This window comes from Desulfovibrio sp. Fe33 (assembly GCF_028532725.1).
Classification (GTDB): domain Bacteria; phylum Desulfobacterota; class Desulfovibrionia; order Desulfovibrionales; family Desulfovibrionaceae; genus Pseudodesulfovibrio.
The window spans coordinates 229678-252152 of sequence record NZ_JAQKGU010000002.1 but is presented as its reverse complement, the minus strand read 5'-3'; the positions used below and the strand labels follow the sequence as shown (position 1 = coordinate 252152).

Annotated in this window: 18 protein-coding genes, 4 tRNA genes and 1 pseudogene; 15 read left to right on the top strand and 8 right to left on the bottom strand. The window is 61.4% G+C overall.

What is annotated here, in order from left to right; all coding sequences use genetic code 11:
• Positions 1–82: 82 nt before the first annotated feature.
• Positions 83–958 (top strand): acetylglutamate kinase, encoded by an 876-nt coding sequence (gene argB, locus PSN43_RS03980; protein ID WP_272699635.1) that lies wholly within the window; start codon positions 83–85, stop codon positions 956–958.
• 3 nt (positions 959–961) lie between these two features.
• Positions 962–2215, top strand: a complete 1254-nt coding sequence (locus PSN43_RS03975; protein ID WP_272699422.1) for a molybdopterin molybdotransferase MoeA — start codon at positions 962–964, stop codon at positions 2213–2215.
• A 24-nt stretch (positions 2216–2239) separates the two neighbouring features.
• Here the strand turns inward: PSN43_RS03975 and PSN43_RS03970 are convergent, their stop codons facing one another.
• The 3 genes from PSN43_RS03970 to PSN43_RS03960 form a co-directional block, all read right to left on the bottom strand.
• Positions 2240–3148, bottom strand: coding sequence for a discoidin domain-containing protein (locus PSN43_RS03970; RefSeq protein WP_272699421.1), 909 nt, complete (start codon positions 3146–3148; stop codon positions 2240–2242).
• 369 nt (positions 3149–3517) lie between these two features.
• On the bottom strand, positions 3518–4948 hold the full coding sequence (gene ahcY, locus PSN43_RS03965; RefSeq protein WP_272699420.1) for an adenosylhomocysteinase: 1431 nt from the start codon (positions 4946–4948) through the stop codon (positions 3518–3520).
• 28 nt (positions 4949–4976) lie between these two features.
• Positions 4977–5888, bottom strand: a complete 912-nt coding sequence (locus PSN43_RS03960; protein ID WP_272699419.1) for an ArsR/SmtB family transcription factor — start codon at positions 5886–5888, stop codon at positions 4977–4979.
• Between the two features lie 385 nt (positions 5889–6273).
• Between PSN43_RS03960 and PSN43_RS03955 the strand changes: the two genes are divergently transcribed.
• The 6 genes from PSN43_RS03955 (at position 6274) to PSN43_RS03930 (ending at position 8690) form a co-directional block, all read left to right on the top strand.
• On the top strand, positions 6274–7161 hold the full coding sequence (locus PSN43_RS03955; RefSeq protein ID WP_272699418.1) for a universal stress protein: 888 nt from the start codon (positions 6274–6276) through the stop codon (positions 7159–7161).
• Between the two features lie 8 nt (positions 7162–7169).
• Positions 7170–7592: a PEGA domain-containing protein gene (locus PSN43_RS03950; RefSeq protein WP_272699417.1), complete on the top strand. Its 423-nt coding sequence runs from the start codon at positions 7170–7172 to the stop codon at positions 7590–7592.
• Between the two features lie 3 nt (positions 7593–7595).
• Positions 7596–8081, top strand: a complete 486-nt coding sequence (locus PSN43_RS03945) for a DUF721 domain-containing protein (RefSeq protein WP_272699416.1) — start codon at positions 7596–7598, stop codon at positions 8079–8081.
• A gap of 38 nt (positions 8082–8119) precedes the next feature.
• Positions 8120–8470 (top strand): hypothetical protein, encoded by a 351-nt coding sequence (locus tag PSN43_RS03940; protein ID WP_272699415.1) that lies wholly within the window; start codon positions 8120–8122, stop codon positions 8468–8470.
• 60 nt (positions 8471–8530) lie between these two features.
• Positions 8531–8605, top strand: a tRNA-Gln gene (locus PSN43_RS03935).
• A 7-nt stretch (positions 8606–8612) separates the two neighbouring features.
• Positions 8613–8690: transfer RNA gene (locus PSN43_RS03930), tRNA-Glu, on the top strand.
• Positions 8691–8945: 255 nt separating this feature from the next.
• Here the strand turns inward: PSN43_RS03930 and PSN43_RS03925 are convergent.
• Together PSN43_RS03925 and PSN43_RS03920 are read right to left on the bottom strand one after the other, a co-directional pair.
• Positions 8946–9971: a TIGR00341 family protein gene (locus PSN43_RS03925; protein WP_272699414.1), complete on the bottom strand. Its 1026-nt coding sequence runs from the start codon at positions 9969–9971 to the stop codon at positions 8946–8948.
• A gap of 354 nt (positions 9972–10325) precedes the next feature.
• Positions 10326–12836: a methyl-accepting chemotaxis protein gene (locus PSN43_RS03920; protein ID WP_272699413.1), complete on the bottom strand. Its 2511-nt coding sequence runs from the start codon at positions 12834–12836 to the stop codon at positions 10326–10328.
• Between the two features lie 391 nt (positions 12837–13227).
• Between PSN43_RS03920 and PSN43_RS03915 the strand changes: the two genes are divergently transcribed.
• The 6 genes and pseudogenes from PSN43_RS03915 to PSN43_RS03890 all read left to right on the top strand — a co-directional run.
• Positions 13228–13305 (top strand) — tRNA-Glu (locus PSN43_RS03915).
• A gap of 500 nt (positions 13306–13805) precedes the next feature.
• Entirely contained in the window at positions 13806–14393 is a 588-nt protein-coding gene (locus PSN43_RS03910; RefSeq protein ID WP_272699412.1) for an RNA polymerase sigma factor, read from the top strand.
• Positions 14383–14685 (top strand): hypothetical protein, encoded by a 303-nt coding sequence (locus tag PSN43_RS03905; RefSeq protein WP_272699411.1) that lies wholly within the window; start codon positions 14383–14385, stop codon positions 14683–14685. The genes PSN43_RS03910 and PSN43_RS03905 overlap by 11 nt, the downstream gene beginning before the upstream one ends.
• Positions 14686–14694: 9 nt before the next feature.
• The gene (locus tag PSN43_RS03900) at positions 14695–15114 is read left to right on the top strand and encodes a hypothetical protein (RefSeq protein ID WP_272699410.1); all 420 of its coding nucleotides are present in this window, start codon (positions 14695–14697) and stop codon (positions 15112–15114) included.
• Between the two features lie 76 nt (positions 15115–15190).
• Positions 15191–15284 (top strand) — tRNA-Sec (locus PSN43_RS03895).
• Positions 15285–15442: 158 nt separating this feature from the next.
• A pseudogene (locus PSN43_RS03890) lies at positions 15443–15915 on the top strand (IS3 family transposase); the annotation flags it as partial.
• 157 nt (positions 15916–16072) lie between these two features.
• Here PSN43_RS03890 and PSN43_RS03885 read toward each other — a convergent pair.
• Both PSN43_RS03885 and PSN43_RS03880 read right to left on the bottom strand, forming a co-directional pair.
• Positions 16073–18910 carry a molybdopterin-dependent aldehyde oxidoreductase gene (locus tag PSN43_RS03885; RefSeq protein ID WP_272699409.1) on the bottom strand — a complete coding sequence of 946 codons (2838 nt, stop codon included), beginning with the start codon at positions 18908–18910 and terminating at the stop codon, positions 16073–16075.
• Between the two features lie 188 nt (positions 18911–19098).
• Positions 19099–20115 (bottom strand): molybdopterin-binding protein, encoded by a 1017-nt coding sequence (locus tag PSN43_RS03880; protein ID WP_272699408.1) that lies wholly within the window; start codon positions 20113–20115, stop codon positions 19099–19101.
• A 219-nt stretch (positions 20116–20334) separates the two neighbouring features.
• Between PSN43_RS03880 and PSN43_RS03875 the strand changes: the two genes are divergently transcribed.
• Entirely contained in the window at positions 20335–21288 is a 954-nt protein-coding gene (locus PSN43_RS03875; RefSeq protein ID WP_272699407.1) for a LysR family transcriptional regulator, read from the top strand.
• Positions 21289–21366: 78 nt separating this feature from the next.
• On the opposite strand, the gene PSN43_RS03870 is transcribed toward PSN43_RS03875, so the two are convergent.
• Positions 21367–22410 carry a hypothetical protein gene (locus PSN43_RS03870; RefSeq protein ID WP_272699406.1) on the bottom strand — a complete coding sequence of 348 codons (1044 nt, stop codon included), beginning with the start codon at positions 22408–22410 and terminating at the stop codon, positions 21367–21369.
• Positions 22411–22475 lie beyond the last annotated feature (65 nt).

The window sequence follows — 22475 nt, the reverse complement described above, 5'->3', positions numbered from 1 at the left end:
CCACGACAATTCGGCCCAATTCCGGCACCTTTCCGGCATACAGGAGCCTTTAATGAAACACGAGTCCATCAGCAAACGGGACATGAAGCGGTATCAGCTTCAGGCCAAATCCATCATTGAGACCCTGCCGTTCATCACTGAATTCTACGGCAAGACCATCGTCATCAAGTACGGCGGCAACGCCATGATCGACGAGCACCTGAAACGAGCCTTCGCCCTCAACATCCTTCTTCTCAAATATATCGGCATCAACCCGGTGGTCGTACACGGCGGCGGACCGCAGATCGGCCGTATGCTCCAGGCCCTGAACATCGAATCGCACTTCCGCCAGGGCTACCGAGTCACGGACCAGGCCACCATGGACGTGGTCGAGATGGTCCTGGTGGGCAAGGTCAACAAGGAAATCGTCAACCTCATCAACCTGAACGGCGGCCAGGCTGTGGGACTGTCCGGCAAGGACGGGCGGCTCATCACCGCCGAGCCCAAGGAGCTTGCGATCGAGAAAAAGGACGCCCCGCCCGAGATCATCGATCTGGGCAAGGTGGGCGAAGTCACTTCGGTGAACACCAAGCTCATCGAATCCCTTCTCGGCGACGGGTTCATCCCGGTCATCGCGCCCGTAGGCGTGGACGACCAGGGTGAGACCTACAACATCAACGCCGACTCCGTGGCCGGAGCCGTGGCCACGGCCCTGCGCGCCAAGCGCCTCTATCTGCTGACCGACGTGCCCGGCCTGCTCGATGCCAACGGCGAGCTGGTTACTTCCCTGACCGCCAAGGAGGCCTTCGAGGCCATCCGCTCCGGCGTGGTCACGGGCGGCATGATTCCCAAGATCAAATGCTGTTTGGAAGCCGTGGCCGGGGTGGAGAAATCGGCCATCATCGACGGCCGGGTGGAAAACTGCATCCTGCTCGAACTGTTCACCAAATCCGGCATCGGCACGGAAATCATCTACTAGATCATGCAACACGGATTCTTCACCATTATCCCGCGCATCGAATTCGAGACGCTGCTGCGAGGCTTCCCCGCGCTCGCGGCCGAGACCGTAGACCTTGCCCACGCGACGGGGCGCGTCCTGGCCGACGATCTGATCGCGCCGCACGACTGGCCCCTGCTCGACCGCTCGTGCATGGACGGCTACGCGGTGAACGCCCGCGATGCGTTCGGGGCCGGAGAGTCCAACCCGGGCTACCTGGAATGCGTGGCCGCCTTGCCTATCGACAAGTTGCCGGACATCGTCCTCAATCCCGGGGAATGCGCGCGCATCGCCACGGGCGGCGTGCTGCCCGAGGGCGCGGACGCCGTGGTCATGGTCGAGCACACCCAGGCCATGCAGGACGGGCACGAGGGCGGAACCATTGAAATCAGGAAGAGCGTCGCTCCATTCGACAACGTCATGCAGCGGGGCGAAGACGCCCGCAAGGATGCCGTCGCCCTGCCCGCGGGAACGCCCCTGCGCCCGCAGGAAGTCGGCCTCGCAGCGGCCCTGGGCTTTGAAAAGCTTTCCCTGCGCAAACGCCCCAGGGTGGGCATCCTGTCAACGGGCGACGAACTGATTCCCGTGAGCCGGACTCCGGAACCGGGCCAGGTGCGCGATGTGAACACCCACACCGTGGCCGCCCTTGTGGAACAGGCGGGCGGCATTCCCGCGCCCTACGGCATCATCAAGGATGACCTGGAAAGCCTGAGCCGCGCCCTGGAAACGGCCCTGGCCGAAAACGACGCGGTTCTTCTGTCCGGGGGAAGCTCCATCGGCGTACGGGATTTGACGGTCCAGGCCATCGAGGCCATGGACGATGCCGAAATACTGGCCCACGGGGTGGCCATAAGCCCCGGCAAGCCGACCATTCTCGGCCACGTGAACGGCAAGCCCGTGCTGGGACTGCCCGGCCAAGTGACATCGGCCCTGGTGGTGGTCCACGTCCTGATCCTGCCGCTCATCCGCCACCTTCAGGGCGATCCGAGCGCCTTTTCCCGTTCCAGGCGTTGCCTGCGCAAGGCGAAACTCGCCCGCAACGTGGCCTCCAAGCCGGGCCGCGAGGACTATGTGCGCATCAGACTGGAAGAACGCGACGGCGAACTTCCCCTGGCACACCCCGTGCTCGGCAAGTCGGGCCTTCTGCGGACCATTGTCCAGGCCCATGGCCTCGCCACGATCCCGGCCGAGTCCGAAGGCCTCTACGCCGATGATTTGATTGATGTATGGATTGTCTAACAACTTGCTGTTGTTGACTTTTGATTAGAAACTGTCTTCCTGTCCGTCCAGTTCGTAAATCTTCCAGCCTTCCGTTCCCTTCATAAGCACGAAGACGGAATCCTCTTCCAGGTTCGTGTCGAGCTTGCCAACCTGAACCCGGTAGGTCCCGAAGACCCGGATTTCGGCCACGTCCCTGTCCATGTAGACCAGTTCGAAACCAAGCCCGGACGGGTCAACCCTGGCCGCCCTGAACATGCTGAACGTCCCGCGCTGCCGTTGGATTTCCTTGAACACCTCGAACTGGAAATCGAACTTGTCGCGTACGTGCGGCGCGAACAAAAACCGGTAGTCGTCGTCCAGAGACGCTTGCTTGACGTAGAAATCCCTGAGCAACGCCTGCATCTCCGAAGGCACCGGATTGGACATGTCCGCCGGAGGGACCTGGGGCACAAACGCTTCCCCCGTCGCGGCATCGCTCTCCGGCGCGGTCATCAGCGTCAGGTACAGCTTGACCTCGGACACGGCCAGCTTCATGCGCGCCAGAGGCACGCCCTGGGGGAACACGGAATCCACCACGATCCGAATGGACTTGAACGGCCTGCCCGGGCAACGGATCACCTGTTCGCCTTTTTCATCGCGCAACCAAAATGGGAACTCCGAGCCGTCGGGGTAGACGATTCTCCCCGAACGGATGCGCCGGAACTTTTCGAACTGCCCCTCGCCCTGATTGCCGTTGTACACGCCCAGACCCGTGACCCGCACCGGCATGTCGAAAGAGAACTCCATCCACTGCCCTTCGCCCGAGGATATGCTTCCTCCGGCCCAAGCCGTGGAAGGGTCGCCGTCCATCAGCCTTTCGGGCAAATACGCAAGCCCGAGGTCCACCTTGAAGCTGGATACGGCCACGTTCACGTTCAGGGCGAACGCGGGGCAGGTCCAAAGAAGCCCCATGAACAAGGCCAGAAGCAAAACGAATGACGGGAGGAATAGTCGGCAGGATCGCGGCATAAGCCCCCATACCATACCCGCCCGCCCGCAGTCCCGCAGAAAAACCACCCTTCGCCGCCCCACGGATGGACAAACCGCAACCGAACACACAGCTCGTGAAACCGCCGCAGGCTGAAAAACAGCCCGCGCCGAAGGCGCATACAGGGGATGCAAGGGTGCGACCCCTTGCCCGCCGGAGGCGAAATCACCCGACTATTACCGCGAAGCGGCTTTCAACACCTGATTTTCGTCTTCAGAAAGTTAAAGGGAGAGTTCCCCAAAAAAGAAGGGGAGTCCCTTGGACTCCCCTTCTTCATTTTTATGCAGTTGGGCTTAGTAGCGGTAATGATCGGGCTTGTAGGGGCCCTCGACATCCACGCCGATGTAATCCGCCTGCGCCTTGGTGAGCTTTTCGAGCTTGACGCCGAGGCGGGCCAGATGGAGACGGGCCACTTCCTCGTCGAGCTTCTTGGGCAGGATCATGACCTTGGGCTCGTAGTCGTTCTTGGCCAGATCGATCTGGGCCAGGGCCTGGTTGGTGAAGGAGTTGGACATGACGAAGCTCGGATGGCCGGTGGCGCAGCCGAGGTTGACCAGTCGGCCTTCGGCCAGGATGATGATGGAACGGCCGGACTCCATGGTCCACTTGTCCACCTGCGGCTTGACGGTCTTCTTGGTGCAGGCCGGATTCTTCTCCAGGTAGATCATCTCGATCTCGGAGTCGAAGTGTCCGATGTTGCAAAGAATGGCCTCGTCCTTCATCCGTTCCATGTGCTCGCCGGTGACGACGTGATAGTTGCCGGTGCAGGTGACGAAGATGTCGCCGCGGGAAGCGGCGTCGTCCATGGTGGTCACTTCGTAACCCTCCATGGCGGCCTGGAGCGCGCAGATGGGGTCGATCTCGGTAATGAGAACGCGGGCGCCGAAGCCGCGCATGGACTGGGCGCAGCCCTTGCCCACGTCGCCGTAACCGACCACGACCACGACCTTGCCCGCGACCATGACGTCGGTGGCGCGCTTGATGCCGTCAGCCAGGGACTCGCGGCAGCCGTAGAGGTTGTCGAACTTGGACTTGGTCACGGAGTCGTTGACGTTGATGGCCGGGAACAGCAGCTCGCCGGCGCGCTGCATCTCATAGAGACGATGCACGCCGGTGGTGGTCTCCTCGGAAACGCCGCGCACCTTCTTGGCGATCTCGGTCCACTTGGTGGGGTTGGCTTTGACCGAAGCGGCCAGGCGGTCCATGATGATCTGGAACTCGTGGACGTCGTATTCCTTGTCCGCCAGGGACGGATCGGCCTCGACCTTGACGCCCTGGTGGATGAACAGGGTGGCGTCGCCGCCGTCGTCCACGATGAGGTCCGGGCCGGAGCCGTCGGGCCAGGTCAGGGCCTGCTCGGTGCACCACCAGTATTCTTCAAGGGTTTCACCCTTCCAGGCGAAGACCTTGGCCATGCCGGAATCCGCGATGGCCGCGGCGGCGTGATCCTGGGTGGAAAAGATGTTGCAGGACGCCCAGCGGATATCCGCGCCCAGCTCATACAGGCACTTGATGAGCATGGCGGTCTGGATGGTCATGTGCAGGGATCCCGTGACTTTCATTCCCTTGAGCGGCTTTTCCTTGCCGTACTTCTCGATGATGGCCATGAGGCCCGGCATCTCGCGCTCGGAGAGCTGCATTTCCATGCGGCCCCATTCGGCCAGCGACATGTCGGCCACTTTGATCTCGCATTCGGGATCGACGGGCATGACGTTCTTGGACATAAATACCTCCAACTAACAGATTGGATTGTTATCGTTTTTCAGCCTCGTAAAGGACTACGACGAGGCCCATGTTGACCTCAAATTCAGTAACGGAGCGGACGTCGAAGCGGGCTTCCTCAAGCCAGCTGCACATGCTTTCACGGGGAATGCCGAGCCTGCGGTCGCCGTACTCGGTGCGCATGAGCTCGTTTTCGTGCTGGTCGAATTCGGCGATAATCAGCCTGCCGCCGACCTTGAGCACCCTCCCCGCCTCGCGGATGGCGTCCAGCGGCATGGCCAGATGGTGCAGCACCAGGGACATGACCGTACAGTCCGCCTCCCAGTCGCGAAGGGGCAGGTGCGTCATCTCGCCGATGCGCAGGCTCATGCTGCCGTTGCCCGAGAAGCGCTCCTCGGCCAGCTCCAGCATCTTGGGCGAGTTGTCCACGCCGATGACGGAACGCGACGAGCGGGACAGAATTTCAAGCATGTCGCCGGTGCCGCAGCCGATGTCCGCGGCGCAGTCGCATTCGGGCAGCCGGGCCTGAATCTCGCGGCCCAGGTCCAGATCGCCCAGGACCTCGGCGGTCATGCGGTCCCATTCGGGCGCGATGTCGTCGAAGAACTGCCGGGTGGCCGCCGTGCGCTCGAGGATTACCTTTTCAGCGCGGTTGCGGTCCCGCTCAAGCTCCGGCTCGCCGGACATGAGCTCGCGCACGCCGTTCAGAAACGCCCGGCCCTGGCCGTCCTCGTTCGCCCGGTAAAAGGCCCAAAGCCCTTCCCGGCGCACGTCCACCAGCCCCGACTCGGACAATATCTTGAGATGCCGCGAAATCCGCGACTGCCCCATCTCCATGACCTGGACGATCTCACCTACGTTGAGCTCGCACTCCATCAGGACATTGACCAGCCGCGCACGGGTTTCATCCGACAACGCTTTGCAATACTTTATTATTTCCATTGCCTTTCGCCTATATCAGGATATCTTGATATACTGAACAATCGTTACCTAGCTTATGCGCCCCGTCCCCGTCAAGCCCGGACTAGCGCGCGTTTCACGTATTCGGGCGGCAAGCGGGACGCGCATCGCGCATCAGGGGAAATAGGGCCATGCGGGAATCCCCGTGAACCGGCTGTTTCCACATGACTTTTATCCAGGCGGCGTGTCTTGCATCCGCCGAGGCCCCAAGATTTGACGGAAGGCCGACTGATCTTCTTTTGCGAAATGCGGGCGATTTGGATTATACTTGCGGAGGCCGGACGATTTTTGCGATAGTATGCTAGGCGCATTCGCCAAGCCGATTGACGGAACTGCACGAACCCCACCGGCTGACAAGGAGCATGACATGTTCAATAAGATACTGTTGGCGGCGACTCCCCAGATCGACACCCGGACCGCGCCCAAGGCGGCCTTCGACCTGGCCCGGTCGCGAAATGCGGAAGTGATCCTGTTCCATACGCTGCCCCTGGACCGCGACAACTGGTGCTCCTTCGACGACCCGGCGATCCGCGAAGAGCTGCTGGCATCAACCAAGGCCAAGATCGCGGCGTATTACGAAAAGGATCTCGAAGGCGTCCGGCATTCCATACGGGTGGCGACGGGCGTCGCACACGAGCAAATGCTGCGGATTATCCATGACGAAAGAGTCGACCTCATCGTCATGGGTCATCACACCAACCCGGCGCCCCGTGGCGACCGCATGTGGGGACTGGTGGACACGACCATCCGCAAGGTCTGCGCAAACGTGTTCTGCCCGGTCATGGTGGTGACCAATCCCATGCCCGACGGAGCCGACATCAAGCGCATCATCATGGCCACGGACTTCTCCACCCCCTCGGACTCCGCCCTGTGCTACGCCGTCCACATGGCGGCCTCCTTCAATGCGCACCTGGACATCTTCCATGTGCTCGACGTTGGACAGACCAAGCCCAACCCGGAATACTATATGCAGTCCATGGACGTCTTCATCGACAAGGCCCTGAACCGTATGCGTTCCCGCTACGCCAAGGCCTTGGACGGTATCAGTCACGAATTCCACTGCTGGGAGGGACTGCCGTACGTGGAAATTCTCAAGCACGCCCGCCAACAGAATGCGGACATGGTCGTTATGGCCCAATACTCGTCGAGCGAGGACCACGCAAAGCCCTCGGTGGGGTCCACCACCATCCAAGTGGCGCTTTCCCCGGGCTGCCCGGCCGTTCTCGTCAACTACCGCGTGCGCACATGCATTTAGGAGAACATATGGTTCGAACGGCCGCCGCCCTGAGCGCCCTCGCCTGCCTGTTGCTGGTCTCCGCCTGCGGCGTTCCCAAGCAAAGAATCGCCGTATCCACCGATCCGCTGGGCGCAACCGTGTACGCGGACGGCGGGAAGGCGTGCGCATCGACACCCTGCTCGGTCAGCCTGGACAAGCAGTCCGACCACCTCCTGACCATCGTCAAGGACGGGTACGAGCAGGAAGAGATCGTGATCCGCCGCCGTTTCAAACCGGACCGGGCCATTCGGGACGGGGTCATCTCCGGAATCATCAAGGGCGCGGACCCTCAGGACGTCGCCTCGGAAACGGCCCGGGAGGTGGACGAGCAGGAACGCAGCGGCGAGGCCTACGAACTCGACCCGCCCATCGTGACCATCAAACTGACGCCTGCGGGCGCGGGAATCTGATCCATGGTATATCGGCGTACTACCGACCGGCCCAAACGGCTGAACAAGGCCAAGAGCGTGAGCGACGCCCTGCCCCGCTTCCTGAACGGACTGGACAGGAGCGGCGGGCGCGACCTGGTCCGCCTGTGGCGGTCCTGGGACGAACTCCTCGGCGACGTGGCCCAGATGGCCCGGCCGCTGGGGCATCGGGGCGGACGGCTTGTCCTGGCGGCCGACGATCCCATCGTCATGCAGGAGGCCCACTACCTCGGCCCGATGATCCTTGAACGGGTAAATGGATTTTTAGGCAAAGAAGTCTTTGACAAAGTGGTGTTCGAGTTGCTAAACGGCAGAGTTCCTTTGGACGGAGAAGTCCGGCCGGAGGCCCCTGAGCCTCCGAGGAAACTTAAAAAACCTGAGACGTTAGGCAGCCTGAATGATAAGCTGGACCCGGATTCGCCGGTTGGCAAATGTTACCGGGCCTATCAGCGATTGTTTGACGACTCGTAACCCACATCCGCTTCAGGATCCTTTTTAAGGAGTACACCGTGAGTGAAGAAGTAAAAGAAATTTCCTTTGACGAGCTTGGCCTGACCAAGCCCCTTGAGAAGATGACCTCCAAGGAGCTGCGTGCCCTGTGCATGGAGAAGCTCCCCATGATCACCGGCGCTTCCGGCAAGGAAAAGGACGAGTTGGTCCAGGAGATCAAGGAAGTCTTCGGCATCGTCGACGAGGAGCAGGTCTCCCCGTACAAGCGCCAGATCCACGAGATCAAGAAGCAGATCCGCGCCATGCGCGTGCTGCGTGGCGAACTCGAAGACCGCGCCCAGCGTGACCGTCTGCGCCGCAAAATCAACAAACTGAAGAAGCGCACCCGCCGTCTCGCCCGGGCTGTGTAAATTTCTTTAAAAAAGAAGTTGACATAAAGAGGCATTGCCCTTAAATCATCTTCTCGCTGCTGGGCTGTCGTTCAATTGGCAGGACGACGGGTTCTGGCTCCGTTAATCAAGGTTCGAGTCCTTGCAGCCCAGCCAACCATATGTCCCCATCGTCTAGCCTGGTCCAGGACGACGGCCTTTCACGCCGTTAACAGGGGTTCAAATCCCCTTGGGGACGCCAAGAGACAGTTAAACGGGTTGCGGTACACCGCAGCCCGTTTTTCATTGCCCGACGGAGGGTATGAGGAAGGCCCGGAGGCAATAGCCGCCGGGCCTTCCTCATGCCCCACCGGGTTCACCCCACCATCTTCCTCTTATGAAGGCCGACATGGCCCGACGAGATGGCCACACCTTCCAGCTAAACCGTGTCTGAAGGTTCGTTGCCGGACCACCCCAACGCCCATACGACGAAAAGCGGCCCAACCGCGCTTATCCGTTATCGCGCCCTGAGGAACATCAACCCAACGAGCACGGCCAGGAGCGCGGTCCAGATGAGGGCCGCGCGCAGGGTGGCCTTTTGGGCGCGTTCCTTCTCGTACCAGGACAGGGGGCGGATGCCTTGGGCCAGGAAGGTGCCGACTCCGGCCAGGTTGAGACAAATGACGTTGACCGCGAAGAGCAGCCCTGCTCCGCCCGCTTGGGGCAACAAACCAGCCCCCAGGAACAGGCCGCAGGCGATGAGCGGAGGAAGCAGAGACAAGGCGACCATGACCCCGACGAGCGAAGTGGGCACACCCAGAGTGACGGAAATGATGCCCGCCGCGCCGGAAACCATCGCCAGAATGATATCCGAATAAGAGGTCTCGCTGCGGGCGGCCAGCTCGGGAGTCAGCTCGGGAACGCCCAGGAGCAGCCCTGCGGACGCCGACAGGGCGAGGCAGAGAACCACACCGACGGCCAGCGTCTTGAGGGACTCCCGGCTGAGCCGGGCGTCGCCGAGGGTGGTGGCCAGGGCCAGCCCCACATTGGGACCGAGCAACGGGGCGAGAACCATGGCCCCTATGATGATGGCCACATTGTCCCGCAACAGGCCGATGACGCCCACCAGAGTGGAAAGCAGCACGAGCAGGACATAATATCTTGAAAGAAGGGTCGTATCCAGAACGTCGGCATACAACTCCTCGCGGCTGATGCGACCGTTGCGGGGGTTACCGTTGTCGCCGAATGGGTCCTTCTCCCGCCCCTCTTCCAGGGCCAGCTTGTCGAGCCTGGGCAACGTCGCTTCGGCCGGATACACCACGATGCGATACTTGGCGGTCCAGGCGAAGAGCCGTTCCAGCCTGTCCAGGACGTCCTCGGTCTCCTCCATATCGAGGACCACGCGGAAGGACAGGGACTCCCCGTCGTCCAGGGGCGAGGCCCAGAATACGTACCCCTCGTCCGGCTGCCGCTCCTCCAGGGACTTCTTGACCTCGTCCTTGTCCGAACGGGGCGTGACGACTTCGATCACCCGCAACGCCATGGCGGCCCACCTTGCATGATTTTCATTGGATATGCGTACCACAGCGGCCGCCCGGAGTACATGCGCAAAGGGCCGACCGCGATACGTATGCACAATCATGCAGGGGGAAAGCGTACAACAAAAGGAAAAGGGAAGGAAAAGCCGTTTTGAAAGACTTTTCCTTCCCCCTTTCTTATGGGCACTATCCCTTCAACTCCCTGGAGACGAAAATCAGGCGTTGAAAGCCGCTTTGCGGCAATAGTCGGATGATTTCGCCTCCGGCGCGGTTTTTTCGCTCCGCAGCATTCTGCTGTGAAAGCAGAGAGTTAAACATATAGCCCCCTTCCTTTTGGGCGGGGAGCGCCCCCCGGAGCGCTAGGCGGAACCGAGTTCGCCGATGAGCCCGTCGAGCTCCTGGGCGATGGCGTTCAATTCATGGCAGGCCTGCGCCGACTGCGTCATGGCCCGGCTGGTGTTCTCGGAAATGCGATGCATCTCCTCTGTGGCCCTGGTTATCTGTTCCGATGTGGCCGACTGCTCTTCCGCAGCCGTGGCGATACCCTGCACCTGGCGGGCGGAACCGCGCGAGAATTCGACGATCTCGGCCAGGGACTGACCGGCCTCCTCGGCCAGGGATGTGCAGGTATCGAGCACTTGCGCCACTTTGTCGGTTTCGGCGACGTTTCGCTGGGACATGGTCTGGATCGCTCCGATGGCGCTGCCCACCTCGGTGGTGGCCACCATCGTCTTCTCGGCCAGCTTCCTGACCTCGTCGGCAACCACGGCGAATCCGCGCCCGGCATCGCCCGCCCTGGCCGCCTCGATGGCCGCATTGAGCGCCAGGAGGTTCGTCTGGTCGGCGATGTCGTTGATGACGGTCATGACCCGGCCGATATCGTCCACCTGGCCGCCGAGCTCGCCCATGTTGGCCTTGAGCCTGGAAGCCAGCTCGCTGACCTCGTTGACCGAGGCGACCACCTTGGTCACGACGTCGTGCCCGGCCATGGCCTGGCCCTCGGCCTGCTCCGCGTTCAAGGCGGCCTCGTTGGCGTTGCGCGCCACCTCCAGAACCGTGGCGTTCATTTCCTCCATGGCCGTCGCGGTTTCGGTGGCGCGGGCGCTCTGTTCCTCGGCGCCGTCGCGGGATTCCTCCACGCTCACGGAAAGCTGTTCCGAAGCGGATGTCATGCGCTCGGACAGCAAGCCGGCCTGATCGGCCACGCGCTGCATCTTGCGCTGGGAATCGAGAATGTCCGTCTGGTCAACGATGACCTCAAGCGCGCCCACAACCCTGTTGTTCCCGTCGCGAAGAGGGCTGGCGTATCCCTTGATATCCACCTCCCCCGACGTCAGTTTGCCCCGGGTGGAGCCCACGACCCGCTCCATGACCTGCATGGCCCGGGTGCAGACGCAGTCCTTTGTCCGGCAAATGTCGGTATTGAACACCTCGCTGCACGGCTTGCCCAACAGCTCGCTCATCTCCCGCCCCGCGATCTCGCTGGCGTTGCGGTTGACGAAAAGCAGATTATGGTCGCGGTCAACAGTGAAAATCGGGAACGGGAAAGAGTCAAAGGTCGCCGTATAAGTGTCGGCCACGCGGTTCATGCTCTGAATAAGCTGAGCATAGGCTCCCTCGTAACGGCTGGCGTCACCCCGGGACCGAACAACGCCGTGCGCCACCTCGCGGGCGGCGGCCTCGCAGTCGTCGATAAGCTCGGTGAGGGTCACCGGAATTCGGCTGACGGAGCGATGAATGGAACCGATCTCGTCGCGGCTTGTCACGGCTTCGCCTTGACTCAGATCTCCCCTGGCCACCCGCTCGGACAGGGCCCGGATTTTTTCCAAAGGCCGGAAAACGGCGTAGCGCATGACTCCGAGCAGAGAAAGCAAGGGCAGGAGCACGGCCAGGCCGAAAAGAACCAGGACCAGGACCACTGCACTGTCCAGAATGGCGTTCTGCACGGAAATATCGCGGGCCAGGGTAATCACTCCGATAGGCTGCCCTTGATAATCCTCCACCGGCAGGTAAACCACGGCATAGTTCCCCACGAGGGTGACGAACCGCCCGCCCGCGGCCTTATGCAACAGGTCCGCCGTGACTCCGGCGTCCAGATCGGCGTTTTCCTTGCCCGCCACGCGGACAAAGGATTTGCCGACCAGGGGATATTTTTTCGGATCCTGAAGGTTGGTGGTGGTCGAAAGCAGGGAGGCGTCCATATATAATGTATAGAAGCTGCCCGCCTCGCCCTCGAAAAGCTTGAAGACATCCTCGTAGCTCTTGAGGACCTCGACGGAACCAAGCTGCCTGCCCGATTCGTCCTTGACCGCCACCAATCCGCGGATGGCGAAACCGCTGCGGCCGGGCTCTATGCCCCGCCGGGGCCTGCCGTCCCGGTTCACGTCCAGAACCGTCTTGCGGAAGCTGGAGATATCATCCGAAACGTCCACCCACTTGCCGTTGCGCTTGGCCTGCTTGTCACGCCACATGCGCGCCAGGCTGCGCCCATTGGGCAAATGGAAGTGGAGCCTCAACTTTTCGCCAAGCGCGGCCTCATACCCGTCGAGCACAGGCCCGAGTTCGGCTCGCAGGGCCTCGCGGGCGCTCTGCACGACCGGGTCGCTTTCATCGTCGACATTCCCCTGATGCGCCAAGGAAAAAGCCCGGATCACGGCAGGCATCCTGCCGAACAGGGCGGCTTCTTCCTGAGCCCGAAGCGCCGCATCCTCAGTGTTTAACGTCAGGGTCTTGGCCGCATTACCCACAAGCATCTCGGCGAAGGATGTCCGCAACTCACCGAACCGCCCAGTCAGCAGATAAACCCCTATGCAGCCTATCAGCAGCACCAGAGCTGCCGAAGGCAACAAAATCTTGTACTTGATACTCATCTTTCCCTTACTCCCCACGATGAATCATCTCTCGAATTGCATACAGTCGCCCCCTGTGTCAGGGGCATGTTTCAGGACAATTGATACACCTCTTCTCTCTAGCGTAACATACCCTCCTAACGTTACAACTAGTTGAGTCACATAAGTTTAATATTGTCCAAAATTTCACAATGTTTTAACCCTTCCTTGCGGTTCGCCCAAAAATCGACATTTTCATTTGTGAAAACCGTATATAGCGCCCCTTGCCGCCGACCACGGAGCTTCCGCAACCGGTCATCCCATGCGAAAAAGACTTGCCCTGAGCCTCGCTTTATGTAAAAAGCTCCATTCCGCGAGTGGTTCAAATCGATCTCAGGGGAGCATCCCCGGCCGAAACGACCGCCGCAAATGCGTCCCCATCGTCTAGCCTGGTCCAGGACGACGGCCTTTCACGCCGTTAACAGGGGTTCAAATCCCCTTGGGGACGCCAAGGAATTACCGGGAGGAGGTTGTCTGACAACCGCCTCCCTTTTTTCATGCCCAGCGCCGACCAACCTCGCCGGGTGCCTGTGTTCGCCCAGGTCCAAACAGCCCTTCCGACAACCCGCAAATGACCACGCGCCCCGACGACTGCCGCCCCTGCACCGAACTGCCGGGGAAGGTCTATTCGAAGCGCAAATCATGTAACCGTTTCCGCGCAACGCACGATACTCTTGTTGTGGGCAGCCTGATGCCGTCCTCGGGCCATAGGACGGCACGACGTCAATGCGGCGCTTTCCCCAATCGTCCCAATGGCCGGTATTTCGATCGCCCAAACGCAGGGCACCGTCTCCCGCCTCTGCACGGGCGGATCGATCTCCCGGGGGCCGCGCCTTGCGCGGCCCCGCAACGGGAAAGACAATGCGCTCCCGCTTGTGGCGGCGCATTGGATCAGGCATGTTACGGACATTGACGACACGCAAACGATGAAAGGGTCGAATGCCCGAACACATGGACGACACAGAAGTCATCGAGCGGATTCTCGATGGCGACCGGGACGCCTTCGCGCTCCTGCTCAAGCGGCACGAGAGCCTTGTCTCCCGGCTGGTGGCCGCGCATGTGCCCGCCGAGCAGGCGGCCGAAGTTGCCCATGAGGCGTTTATCCGGGCCTTCAAGGGGCTGCACAGGTACCGCCCCGTAAAGCCGTTCCGCAACTGGCTGACCATTGTGACCCTGCGCTGCTGCAAGGATTTCTGGCGCAGAACGTACCGAAACAAGGAAGCTCCGGTATGCGAATTGAGTGAGGACGGGCAACGCTGGCTGGACACCGCCCTTGCCGCGAAATCCAGTGAGGAGTTCGAATCCCTGGCTCGGAGGCGAGAACTCGGAGAAATCCTGGAAGCGGTCCTGGCCATGCTTTCGCCCCTGGACAGAATGGTCCTGACCTTAAGCTATTTGGAGGAACGGCCGACCAGGGAAACGGCCGAGATGCTCGGCATCAGCGTGCCCAACGTCAAGGTGCGCGCCTTCCGGGCCAAACGTAAACTCAAGGGCTTTCTCAAACGCTACGGCATCCAAGGAGAGGAGCATGAAGCGTAAATCCATCGACGATACATTTCGCACGCTGCTAGGCAAGATCCATGCGGCCCGCCCGGACTGGCGGCCCGACCGTAACTGGCGCGACGCCGTCCTCCGCGAGGCGATCCTGTTGCGCCTCCCCTTAGCGGGGGAGCTGGACAGGCTGGCCCCCCGATTCACCCTGGCGGCCGCAGCCGTATCCGGCGTGAGCCTGCTTACCGCCGTCTGGTCCCTCAGGGATCTGTCCGCCCAAATACTCTCGGTCATGACCAGCCAGGCCCTGCACTTCGGGGCGTCCGGCCTGGGCCTTTAAGGAGCCGCCATGCGAAAATGGAAGATCTGGACCGCCTTTCTCGCGGTGTTTCTGGCCGGAGCCCTGACCGGCGTGGCCGGAACCGGCCTGTTCCTGAAGCTCCATTTCGCTCCGCCCCGCGATCGCGAGGACTTTCGGGCGAGAATGACGGCCCGGGTGTCGGAGACCCTCAGAAGCGAACTGAATCTGGCGGATGAAACCGCCGACGCGGTACGTGGCGAAGTGGAGGTCACCCTCGACCGCCTTGAAACCGTTCACGCCGAGTTGCGCCCCAAGGCGCAAGCCATCATCGACGACGGCATAGCCCGGGTGAAGAGCCACCTGAACGACTCGCAACGGAGCGAACTCGATACGCTCATCCGGCAAAACCGTCGGAAACCGTTCAGCTTTTTCCGCCTGCCGCCCCCGCCGCCCCCGAGCTTTCCCTAGCCCGGTGCAAAACCACGCTCAAACACAACCCCCTTGTCCCGCCTGGACAAACTTGATAGGGGTCTGTTTCCAGAGAGGAAGCGTTTCGGCACCGGTGTGTCGCTTGGTCTTCAAAACCAATGTGTGGCAGTGATGTCACGGGCAGGTTCGACTCCTGTACGCTTCCGCCAATCGCTAACAAAAATGCCGATCAGCAATGATCGGCATTTCTTATTTCAGGCAGCGTGCCGGTGATCCCCCCGAAACAACTTGTTCTGAAAAGTAGGATTTCCCACTAGCCAGATCAGGGGGATTCTACAGGTGAGAGTCAAGGCACCGCGACGCGCAGATCCTCAATCGTTTGAAGCAGGCGAGTTCGGAATTGCCGTCGCCCGACTTTGCCGAGAGCTCGGCATGAGTAGCGCTACGTCTTACAAGTGGCGACCCCAATACGGTGGCACGCCTCGCTGACGGCTCGCATGAAAGGGCTTGATCGTAATAGGCTGCTCAAACGGATGTATGCCGAAGAAAAAATGAAGGCCGGAATCGCCGCTGAGGCTCTTGCCGAAAATTGATAAGGCCGTCCCGTCCGCGATCGCCAAAAGAGCCGTACAGGAGAAAACAGTCAATATCCAAATGGGTTGCGCGACATTCGACATCAGTCGGACATGCTATCGCCACGAGCCGAAGCTCCCGGCTGAAAACGGACTTGTTGCCGATTGGCTGATACGTTTGACGCATAACCAGCGCAATTAGGGAGTTGGATTATGCTTTTTGTATTTGCGCAACGTCAAAGGCTTTGGCTGGAACCACAAGAGGGTGTGACGGATTTAGTGCGGGTTGGGATTCAACATGTGAATCTCCCGCATCATTCCCGCTCTTCCGGAACCGGGTCAAGGCTATCCGGAAAGCCGCGCAAGAAAAAAGGGGCCGGTCCGGGGACCGGCCCCCTGCAATGGGTTTTCAATATGGAGGAAGATTAATGCGCCGGACCCACGACGGGGTTGCTGCGCAATTCCTCCAGCTTCTCGTTCATCTCGCTGCCGAGGTAGTACCATTCATGCACGGGCAGTTTCTCGCCCCTCTCCAGCGCCTTGATGCCGTCGAGCACCTTGTCCGGAGTGGCGGGCAGCTCGAAAATGCGCACGCCCGTGGCGTTGTAGATGGCGTTGACGATGGAGACATGCGGCGAAGTCAGGGAGAGTTCGGCGCAACCGGCGGAACCGAAAGGCCCCGAAGGACGCGGCGTTTCCAGATACTCCACCTCGATGTCGTCCGGGACGTCCTTGATGTAGGGGAAGCCCTGGGCCTTGAGGGTCACGTCCCGGGACGGATCGACGAAGTCTTCGGACAGGGCCAGCCCCACACCCTGGGCGAGGCCGCCGTAAACCTGTCCGTCCACGGCCAGCTTGTTGCCGATGACGCCGAAGTCGGCGGTCAGGGTCATCTTGAGCACCTTGGTCTTGCCCGTGGCTGCGTCCACCTCGACCTCGGACATGAACACCCCGTAGGTATGGGTCGGGTTGGGGTCGCCCTGCATGGTGTTGTAGTCGCACGCTTCGGAATAGCCCACTGTGGAGGCATTGCCCCGGTATTTCACCGGGATGTTCTCGTCCACCATCTCCTGGTAGGTACGGTAGGTGCCGTCGGGCTTGCGCATGGCGTCCATGAGTTTGTTCGCGCCGTCGATGGTCGCCTTGCCCGCCATATAGTGCGACCGGCTGCCCGCCGCCGCCCCGGTGAAGGGGGTGATCGCCGTGTCGTTCATGACGAGGCGGATATTTTCCGGCTTGAGACCCAGCGGCTCGAACGCCTTGTGCGCCAGGGCCATGGCGCCCGCGTCGGCTCCCTGTCCCATGTCGTGCCAGCCGCTATAGTGGGTGATGGACCCGTCGGAGTTCAGCTCCACGTCGATCTCCGCCGTATCGTGGGCCGCGAAGGAGCAGTCGTACATGCCGAGCGAAATGCCCACGCCGCGACGCTTCTCCGGGGTGTCCTCCTTCCTGGCCCGTTCCAGCGCGGCCTTGTACTTGGGCCGCATCATGTCGATGAGCGTGGGGAAGGGGTGCACGTCCATCTCGCAGCCGGAAGTCATGGTCGTCCCGGGCCGGTAGGTGTTTATGTAACGGAACTCAAGGGGGTCCATGCCGATCTTCTCGGCCAACATGTCGGCCAGAGATTCGCTGGCCATGTACGATTGGGGCGAACCGAAGGCGCGGAAGGCCGTACCCCAGGCGTGGTTGGACGCGCAGATGCGGCCCACTCCGCGAATATTCGGAATATACAGCCCCGCGCCGCACCAGCGGAAGCCCTTTTCTATGAGCGGGTCCGAGGTGCCGTCGTGATACGCTCCGTGGTCGAACAGGAAGTCGTATTCCATGGCCTGGAGATATCCCTTCTCGTCGGCGGCCAACCGGCAGTTGAAGAAGCCGGTGGAACGCTTGCCGCTGAAAAAGGACTGCTGGGCGTAGTCCATGTGCAGGCACACGGGCTTGCCGGTGGCCTTGACCGCGGCCAGAAGCAGGGCCTCGGTGATGGGACTCATCTTGGAGCCGAAGCTGCCGCCCGCCGGGTTGAGAATCATCCTGATCCGGTCCGGCTCGATGCCCACGGCGTCGGCGACCATCAGCGGCACGGCCTGAAGGAACTGATGCTTGCACTGGACCACGAAGCCGCCGTCCGCGTCGGGATAGGCCAGCCCGACGTCGGGTTCGAGCACGAGGTGGGGCTGGCGCTGCACGTAGAAGCCGCCCTCGACCACATGGGCCGCCTTTTCCATGATCCCGCCGGTCTCCCCGCCCTTGATGCAGGGCATCTCGCAATACAGGTTCGGGGTGCCGGGATGGATTTCCACGGCGTCCTCGGCCACGGCTTCCAGCCCGTTCATGTAGGCGTACAGCGGTTCGTACTCCGCCTTGACCGCGTCGGCGGCGGCGCGGGCGTGAGCCTCGGTGTCCGCCGCGACGATAGCCAACACGTCGCCGTACTGGCATATCTTGGTGTCGGCCAGCAGAGCGCGCTCCAGCCCGTCGCTCTTGTTGGTCGGGGAAAAGGTCAGCCCGTTGACCCGATTGGTCCCTTCGATATCCCTGGCCGTGAGCACGCGGTACACGCCCGGCATCTTCTCGGCCTCGGAGGTGTCCACGGAGAGCAGGTTGGCGTGGGATATCCGGGCGTGGGCCAGCCCCAGGTGCAGCACGCCGTCGGGCAGCTTCATGTTGATGTCCGCGCCGTAGTCGCACAGGCCGGTAACCTTGGCCAGAGCCGTGGGCTTGGGGCTTTTCGTGTTGTAGAGGGTCTGGCCTTCGGGAAGCTTGAAGGCGAGATCGTCCATGGAAATTTCACCGCGCAACACCCTGGCCGCGTCCATAACCGAATCCACCTGGGGCTTGTACCCCGTGCAACGGCAGGCGTTGCGGTGCTTCTGGAACCAGTCGCGTACCTCCTCCCGGGTGGGATCGGGATTGGTGTCCAGCAATCCCTTGGCGGAAACGATGAATCCGGGGGTGCAGATGCCGCACTGCGCGCCGCCATGCACCATCCAGGAAAGTTGCAGCGGATGCAGATGGCCGGGCGTCCCCACGCCCTCGATGGTCGTGACGAGACTGTTCTCCGGCACCTTGTCCATCTTCTTGACGCAGGAGCGGATCACCTTGCCGTTCAGAATCACGGAACAGATGCCGCACTGTCCGGCCTCGCAACCGACCTTGGTACCCGTCAACCCCAGCTTGCGCAGGGTATTGGCCAGGGTGTCCTCCGGGTCGAAGGTGATCATGCGATCAACGTTGTTGATGTTAAGCACCATTTTTTTCAACATCAGCCAATTCCTCCATAATGTTTGAATGCAACCGGCAGAGTGTCCGCAACACCACTTTCCGCCGGGGCTTGACCGGTCATGATCTCGGAACCATTAGAATACTGTAGGCAACAAAAGGGACTTTCCGGAAATATCATTTGGCGGCCCCGCATATATCGAACCGATATACGTTGCCCTGCCCTCCCGGCCTATTTGCCGAAGGGGCAGACGGGGTAGCGGCAGACATCGCAGGCCGCGCAGAAGCCGCCGTGTCCCAAGGCCACTATATCCTCCCTGGCGACGGTCTCCCCGGCCAGCAGACGGGGGACCACCAGATCGAAGATCGAGGCGCGGTAGTACATGACGCAGCCCGGCAACCCGAGAATGGGAACGCCGTCCAGGTAGGCGAGAAGAAACATCACGCCCGGAAAGGTGGGGGAGCCGTAGGTGACTATCTCCGCCCCGGTCGCCCGGATGGCCGTCGGAGTCTGGTCGTCGGGGTCCACGGACATGCCGCCGGTGACCACGATCATCTCCGCCCCTTCGGCGGCATAGGCCAGGATCGCGTCGCGGGTCATGGCCGGGTCGTCCGAGGTCAGCCGCTGCCCCATGACCGAAGAGCCGAGCCGGGTAAACTTCTTGCGGATGACGGGGCCGAAACGGTCCTTGATCCTGCCGCTGAAGACCTCGTTTCCGGTGGTCACCACTCCGACCTTGAGGGACCGGAACGGACGGACCGACACCACGTGGCCGTACTCGGCGCAAATGGCCTCCACCCGGAGTATCTTTTCTTCCCGAACCACCAGCGGCACCACGCGGGTCCCGGCCACGGCGCGCGGTTCGGTCACCTGCTGACCGTCGTGCATGGTGGCCAGGACGACCTCCTCAATGGAGTTGATCCGATTCAACGCCTCCACGTTGACGCTGAGCAGCCCCGGCGCCGCCTCGAAGTTGACGCGCCCCTCGCTGACTCCGGACAGGGTGATGCCCGGCCCGGCGGCGGCTTCGGCGATGCGCCGGGCGGCCTCGTCCTCGTGGACCTGCCCTTCCTTCAAATCGAGGACGTAGACATGCTCCTTGCCGATCTCCAGCATACCGGGGATATCCGCTTCGGTGATCACATGCCCCTTGCGAAAGGCCGGGCCTTTGGTTTCACCGGGCACGATGCGGGTCATGTCATGGCACAGGACCATGCCCACGGCGTCTTGAACAGGTACGGTCTTCATATACTCCCTCTCCGGGTGTTTCATTCTTCATTCCGGGAACAGCCCGGTTCTCCCGCCCTGCGGCGGCCGGGTTCATTCCACCGCTTCCGAAACTACGAAGAAAATATCCCTTGGGTAAAATACCATTTGTCGTATAGGTTATATCAAAATGATATAGTACGGTTTCTTTTCGTTCGGATTCGATTGCGCGCCAGAACCTACACCACCGGAAGAACGACGATGAACTTCACCAAGCTGCTGTACTTCAAGACGATCGTTGAACAGGGACAGATCAGCCGCGCGGCCCGCGTCCTGCACATGTCCCAACCGCCGCTCAGCCAGCGCCTCAAGGAGCTGGAAGAGGAACTGGACGTCACACTCATCGAACGCTCGGGCACCAACTGGGCCGTCACCAGCGAGGGCAAGGCCCTGTATCAGCGCGCCCTGGACATCCTGGACCTGGTCAACGGCATCCCCGACGAAATCCAGGCATCGCGGCTGGGCGTGGAGGGGCTGGTCACCATCGGCTGCACCACCCTGTCCATCACCCTGCTCACCGAATTCATCCTCCATCTGAACAAGCTCCACCCCCGCATCCGCACCCGGTTGCTCATCGACGACAGCACTGTGCTGAAGCACAAGCTGCTTGAGCACGCCATCGACTTCTGCGTGACCATCCTGCCGTACACGGAAACCCGGCTGCACTTGGCACCGCTCAAGCCCACCCCGTCCATGCTCGTGGTCCCCCCGTCCATGGCCGAACCACCGTTCACGAGGGCTTCGGCTCCCGGCGCGCAGCTGGACATCCGGGAACTCCACGACAAGCCCCTCGTCATCTTCCGGCGTTTCGACGGCGGCGGCACCTACATGAAGACCATGGACTTCTTCCATGAATACGAGGTCAAACCGCGCATCATCATGGACAGCCCGGACGGGCGCATTCTCCTAGACATGCTGGAACAGGGGCTGGAGGCCATGGCCATGGTCCCCGGCAGCGAAATACCGGAACACATCCGCAAAAACTTTGTTCTATGCAACCTGCCGGACTTCTTCCCGAAGGTTCACCCCTGCCTGGCACGGGTCGATAACCGCTACCTGCCCCGCGCCTCCAGGACCGCCTGGAAGGAATTGTGCGCCTTCGTCAGCCGGACCGACCCCGGACTGGAAATCGCATCCCCGGAAAGTACCGGTTAAACCCCGTGGACACGAAAATGCCCACATCCGGCGATGGCCGGACATGGGCAACAGAAGGTCGGGGAAGACTCCCAGGAACTAGCGCCGGACCGGCCAGAATCCGAAATACGCCGTCATGGTCACGATCACCGGGAACGTGACGGACAACAGGGCACTGGACAGCCACAATTCGAGAGTGTAGGCGGGTGCGCCTGACGACAGGGCCATCCCGGTCAGATACGGACCGGCGGCCGCGAATACGTAATACATAAGATATGCGTAGACCGAGGCCAGCAGGGTCAGCAGAATCCCCCGCAAAGGCTGGGCCACCCCGACGAACAGCCGGTGCTGCATGAGGTTGTCGACCAGAAAGACCCCGAAGGTGAAACCGACCGGGACCTTGACCAGATAGACCACCGTGTCCATGCCCAGGCCCTTCACGAACACGACCCAGCAAACCAGCGACATGAGCAGGGCCATGAGGGTCGCGACGAGCTTCACCACATGGGGCTGCCCCCTGCCGACCAAACCGGTCACAAGGGTCATGTCCGAAAGGGTCAGAATCAGAATCGCCCCGCCCAATGTCACGAAAAACGAGATGGCGGACCAGGCGTCCAGCAGCCCTTGCGGGTCCAGCGATTGCACATAGACGTGCGTGCCGATCAGAAAGGAATAGTCGAACAGGAGCCGGAACAATGCGTATGCGATGGCGTAGCATGTCGCCAGGGTCCCGACTCCCAGCCACAGAGGGTGTCTGAGGAACAGGTTCAGCGGCCAGCCCCGCATGAGCAGGATCATCCAGAAGGTCACGACAATGCTCAGGATCGAGTAATGCAGCAGCATCGGCGTGGGCGGGGCAACGCTCCGCCCCACCAGGGTGAAGACGGCCAATGCCGCGAGCATGGCCCCTCCAGCCGTCATCAGGGTCAGGGCCGCACCTTTGGCCGGTTGCGGCAGGGCCGCAATGGAGGCCGGGTAGCCGCAGCCCCACAGCACCGAGACGACCAACTGCACAGGCACGGCGCACATGAAGAGGAAAGCCCCCCATGTGGAGAGAAGCTCGTGTCCGAGAGCGTACAAAATCAGGAAAGCAACACCCAGTATTATTGCAAAGGCTCCGGCCCCCTGCGCAAACAGTTGCATTGTCTCGCCACCGCCCGCAACGGACTTTGCGGCAATGTTTTCATTCATTCCTTGTGATTCGGCCA

Excerpts from the sequence above, each read along its gene's own strand:
- PSN43_RS03875 (WP_272699407.1), top strand. The coding sequence starts at position 20,335 with ATGAACTTCACCAAGCTGCTGTACTTCAAGACGATCGTTGAACAGGGA.
- PSN43_RS03970 (WP_272699421.1), bottom strand. The coding sequence starts at position 3,148 with ATGGGGCTTCTTTGGACCTGCCCCGCGTTCGCCCTGAACGTGAACGTG.
- PSN43_RS03920 (WP_272699413.1), bottom strand. The coding sequence starts at position 12,836 with ATGAGTATCAAGTACAAGATTTTGTTGCCTTCGGCAGCTCTGGTGCTG.
- PSN43_RS03910 (WP_272699412.1), top strand. The coding sequence starts at position 13,806 with ATGGACGACACAGAAGTCATCGAGCGGATTCTCGATGGCGACCGGGAC.
- PSN43_RS03905 (WP_272699411.1), top strand. The coding sequence starts at position 14,383 with ATGAAGCGTAAATCCATCGACGATACATTTCGCACGCTGCTAGGCAAG.
- PSN43_RS03880 (WP_272699408.1), bottom strand. The coding sequence starts at position 20,115 with ATGAAGACCGTACCTGTTCAAGACGCCGTGGGCATGGTCCTGTGCCAT.
- argB (WP_272699635.1), top strand. The coding sequence starts at position 83 with ATGAAGCGGTATCAGCTTCAGGCCAAATCCATCATTGAGACCCTGCCG.
- PSN43_RS03945 (WP_272699416.1), top strand. The coding sequence starts at position 7,596 with ATGGTATATCGGCGTACTACCGACCGGCCCAAACGGCTGAACAAGGCC.
- PSN43_RS03960 (WP_272699419.1), bottom strand. The coding sequence starts at position 5,888 with ATGGAAATAATAAAGTATTGCAAAGCGTTGTCGGATGAAACCCGTGCG.
- ahcY (WP_272699420.1), bottom strand. The coding sequence starts at position 4,948 with ATGTCCAAGAACGTCATGCCCGTCGATCCCGAATGCGAGATCAAAGTG.
- PSN43_RS03950 (WP_272699417.1), top strand. The coding sequence starts at position 7,170 with ATGGTTCGAACGGCCGCCGCCCTGAGCGCCCTCGCCTGCCTGTTGCTG.
- PSN43_RS03975 (WP_272699422.1), top strand. The coding sequence starts at position 962 with ATGCAACACGGATTCTTCACCATTATCCCGCGCATCGAATTCGAGACG.
- PSN43_RS03925 (WP_272699414.1), bottom strand. The coding sequence starts at position 9,971 with ATGGCGTTGCGGGTGATCGAAGTCGTCACGCCCCGTTCGGACAAGGAC.
- PSN43_RS03900 (WP_272699410.1), top strand. The coding sequence starts at position 14,695 with ATGCGAAAATGGAAGATCTGGACCGCCTTTCTCGCGGTGTTTCTGGCC.
- PSN43_RS03955 (WP_272699418.1), top strand. The coding sequence starts at position 6,274 with ATGTTCAATAAGATACTGTTGGCGGCGACTCCCCAGATCGACACCCGG.
- PSN43_RS03885 (WP_272699409.1), bottom strand. The coding sequence starts at position 18,910 with ATGTTGAAAAAAATGGTGCTTAACATCAACAACGTTGATCGCATGATC.
- PSN43_RS03870 (WP_272699406.1), bottom strand. The coding sequence starts at position 22,410 with ATGCAACTGTTTGCGCAGGGGGCCGGAGCCTTTGCAATAATACTGGGT.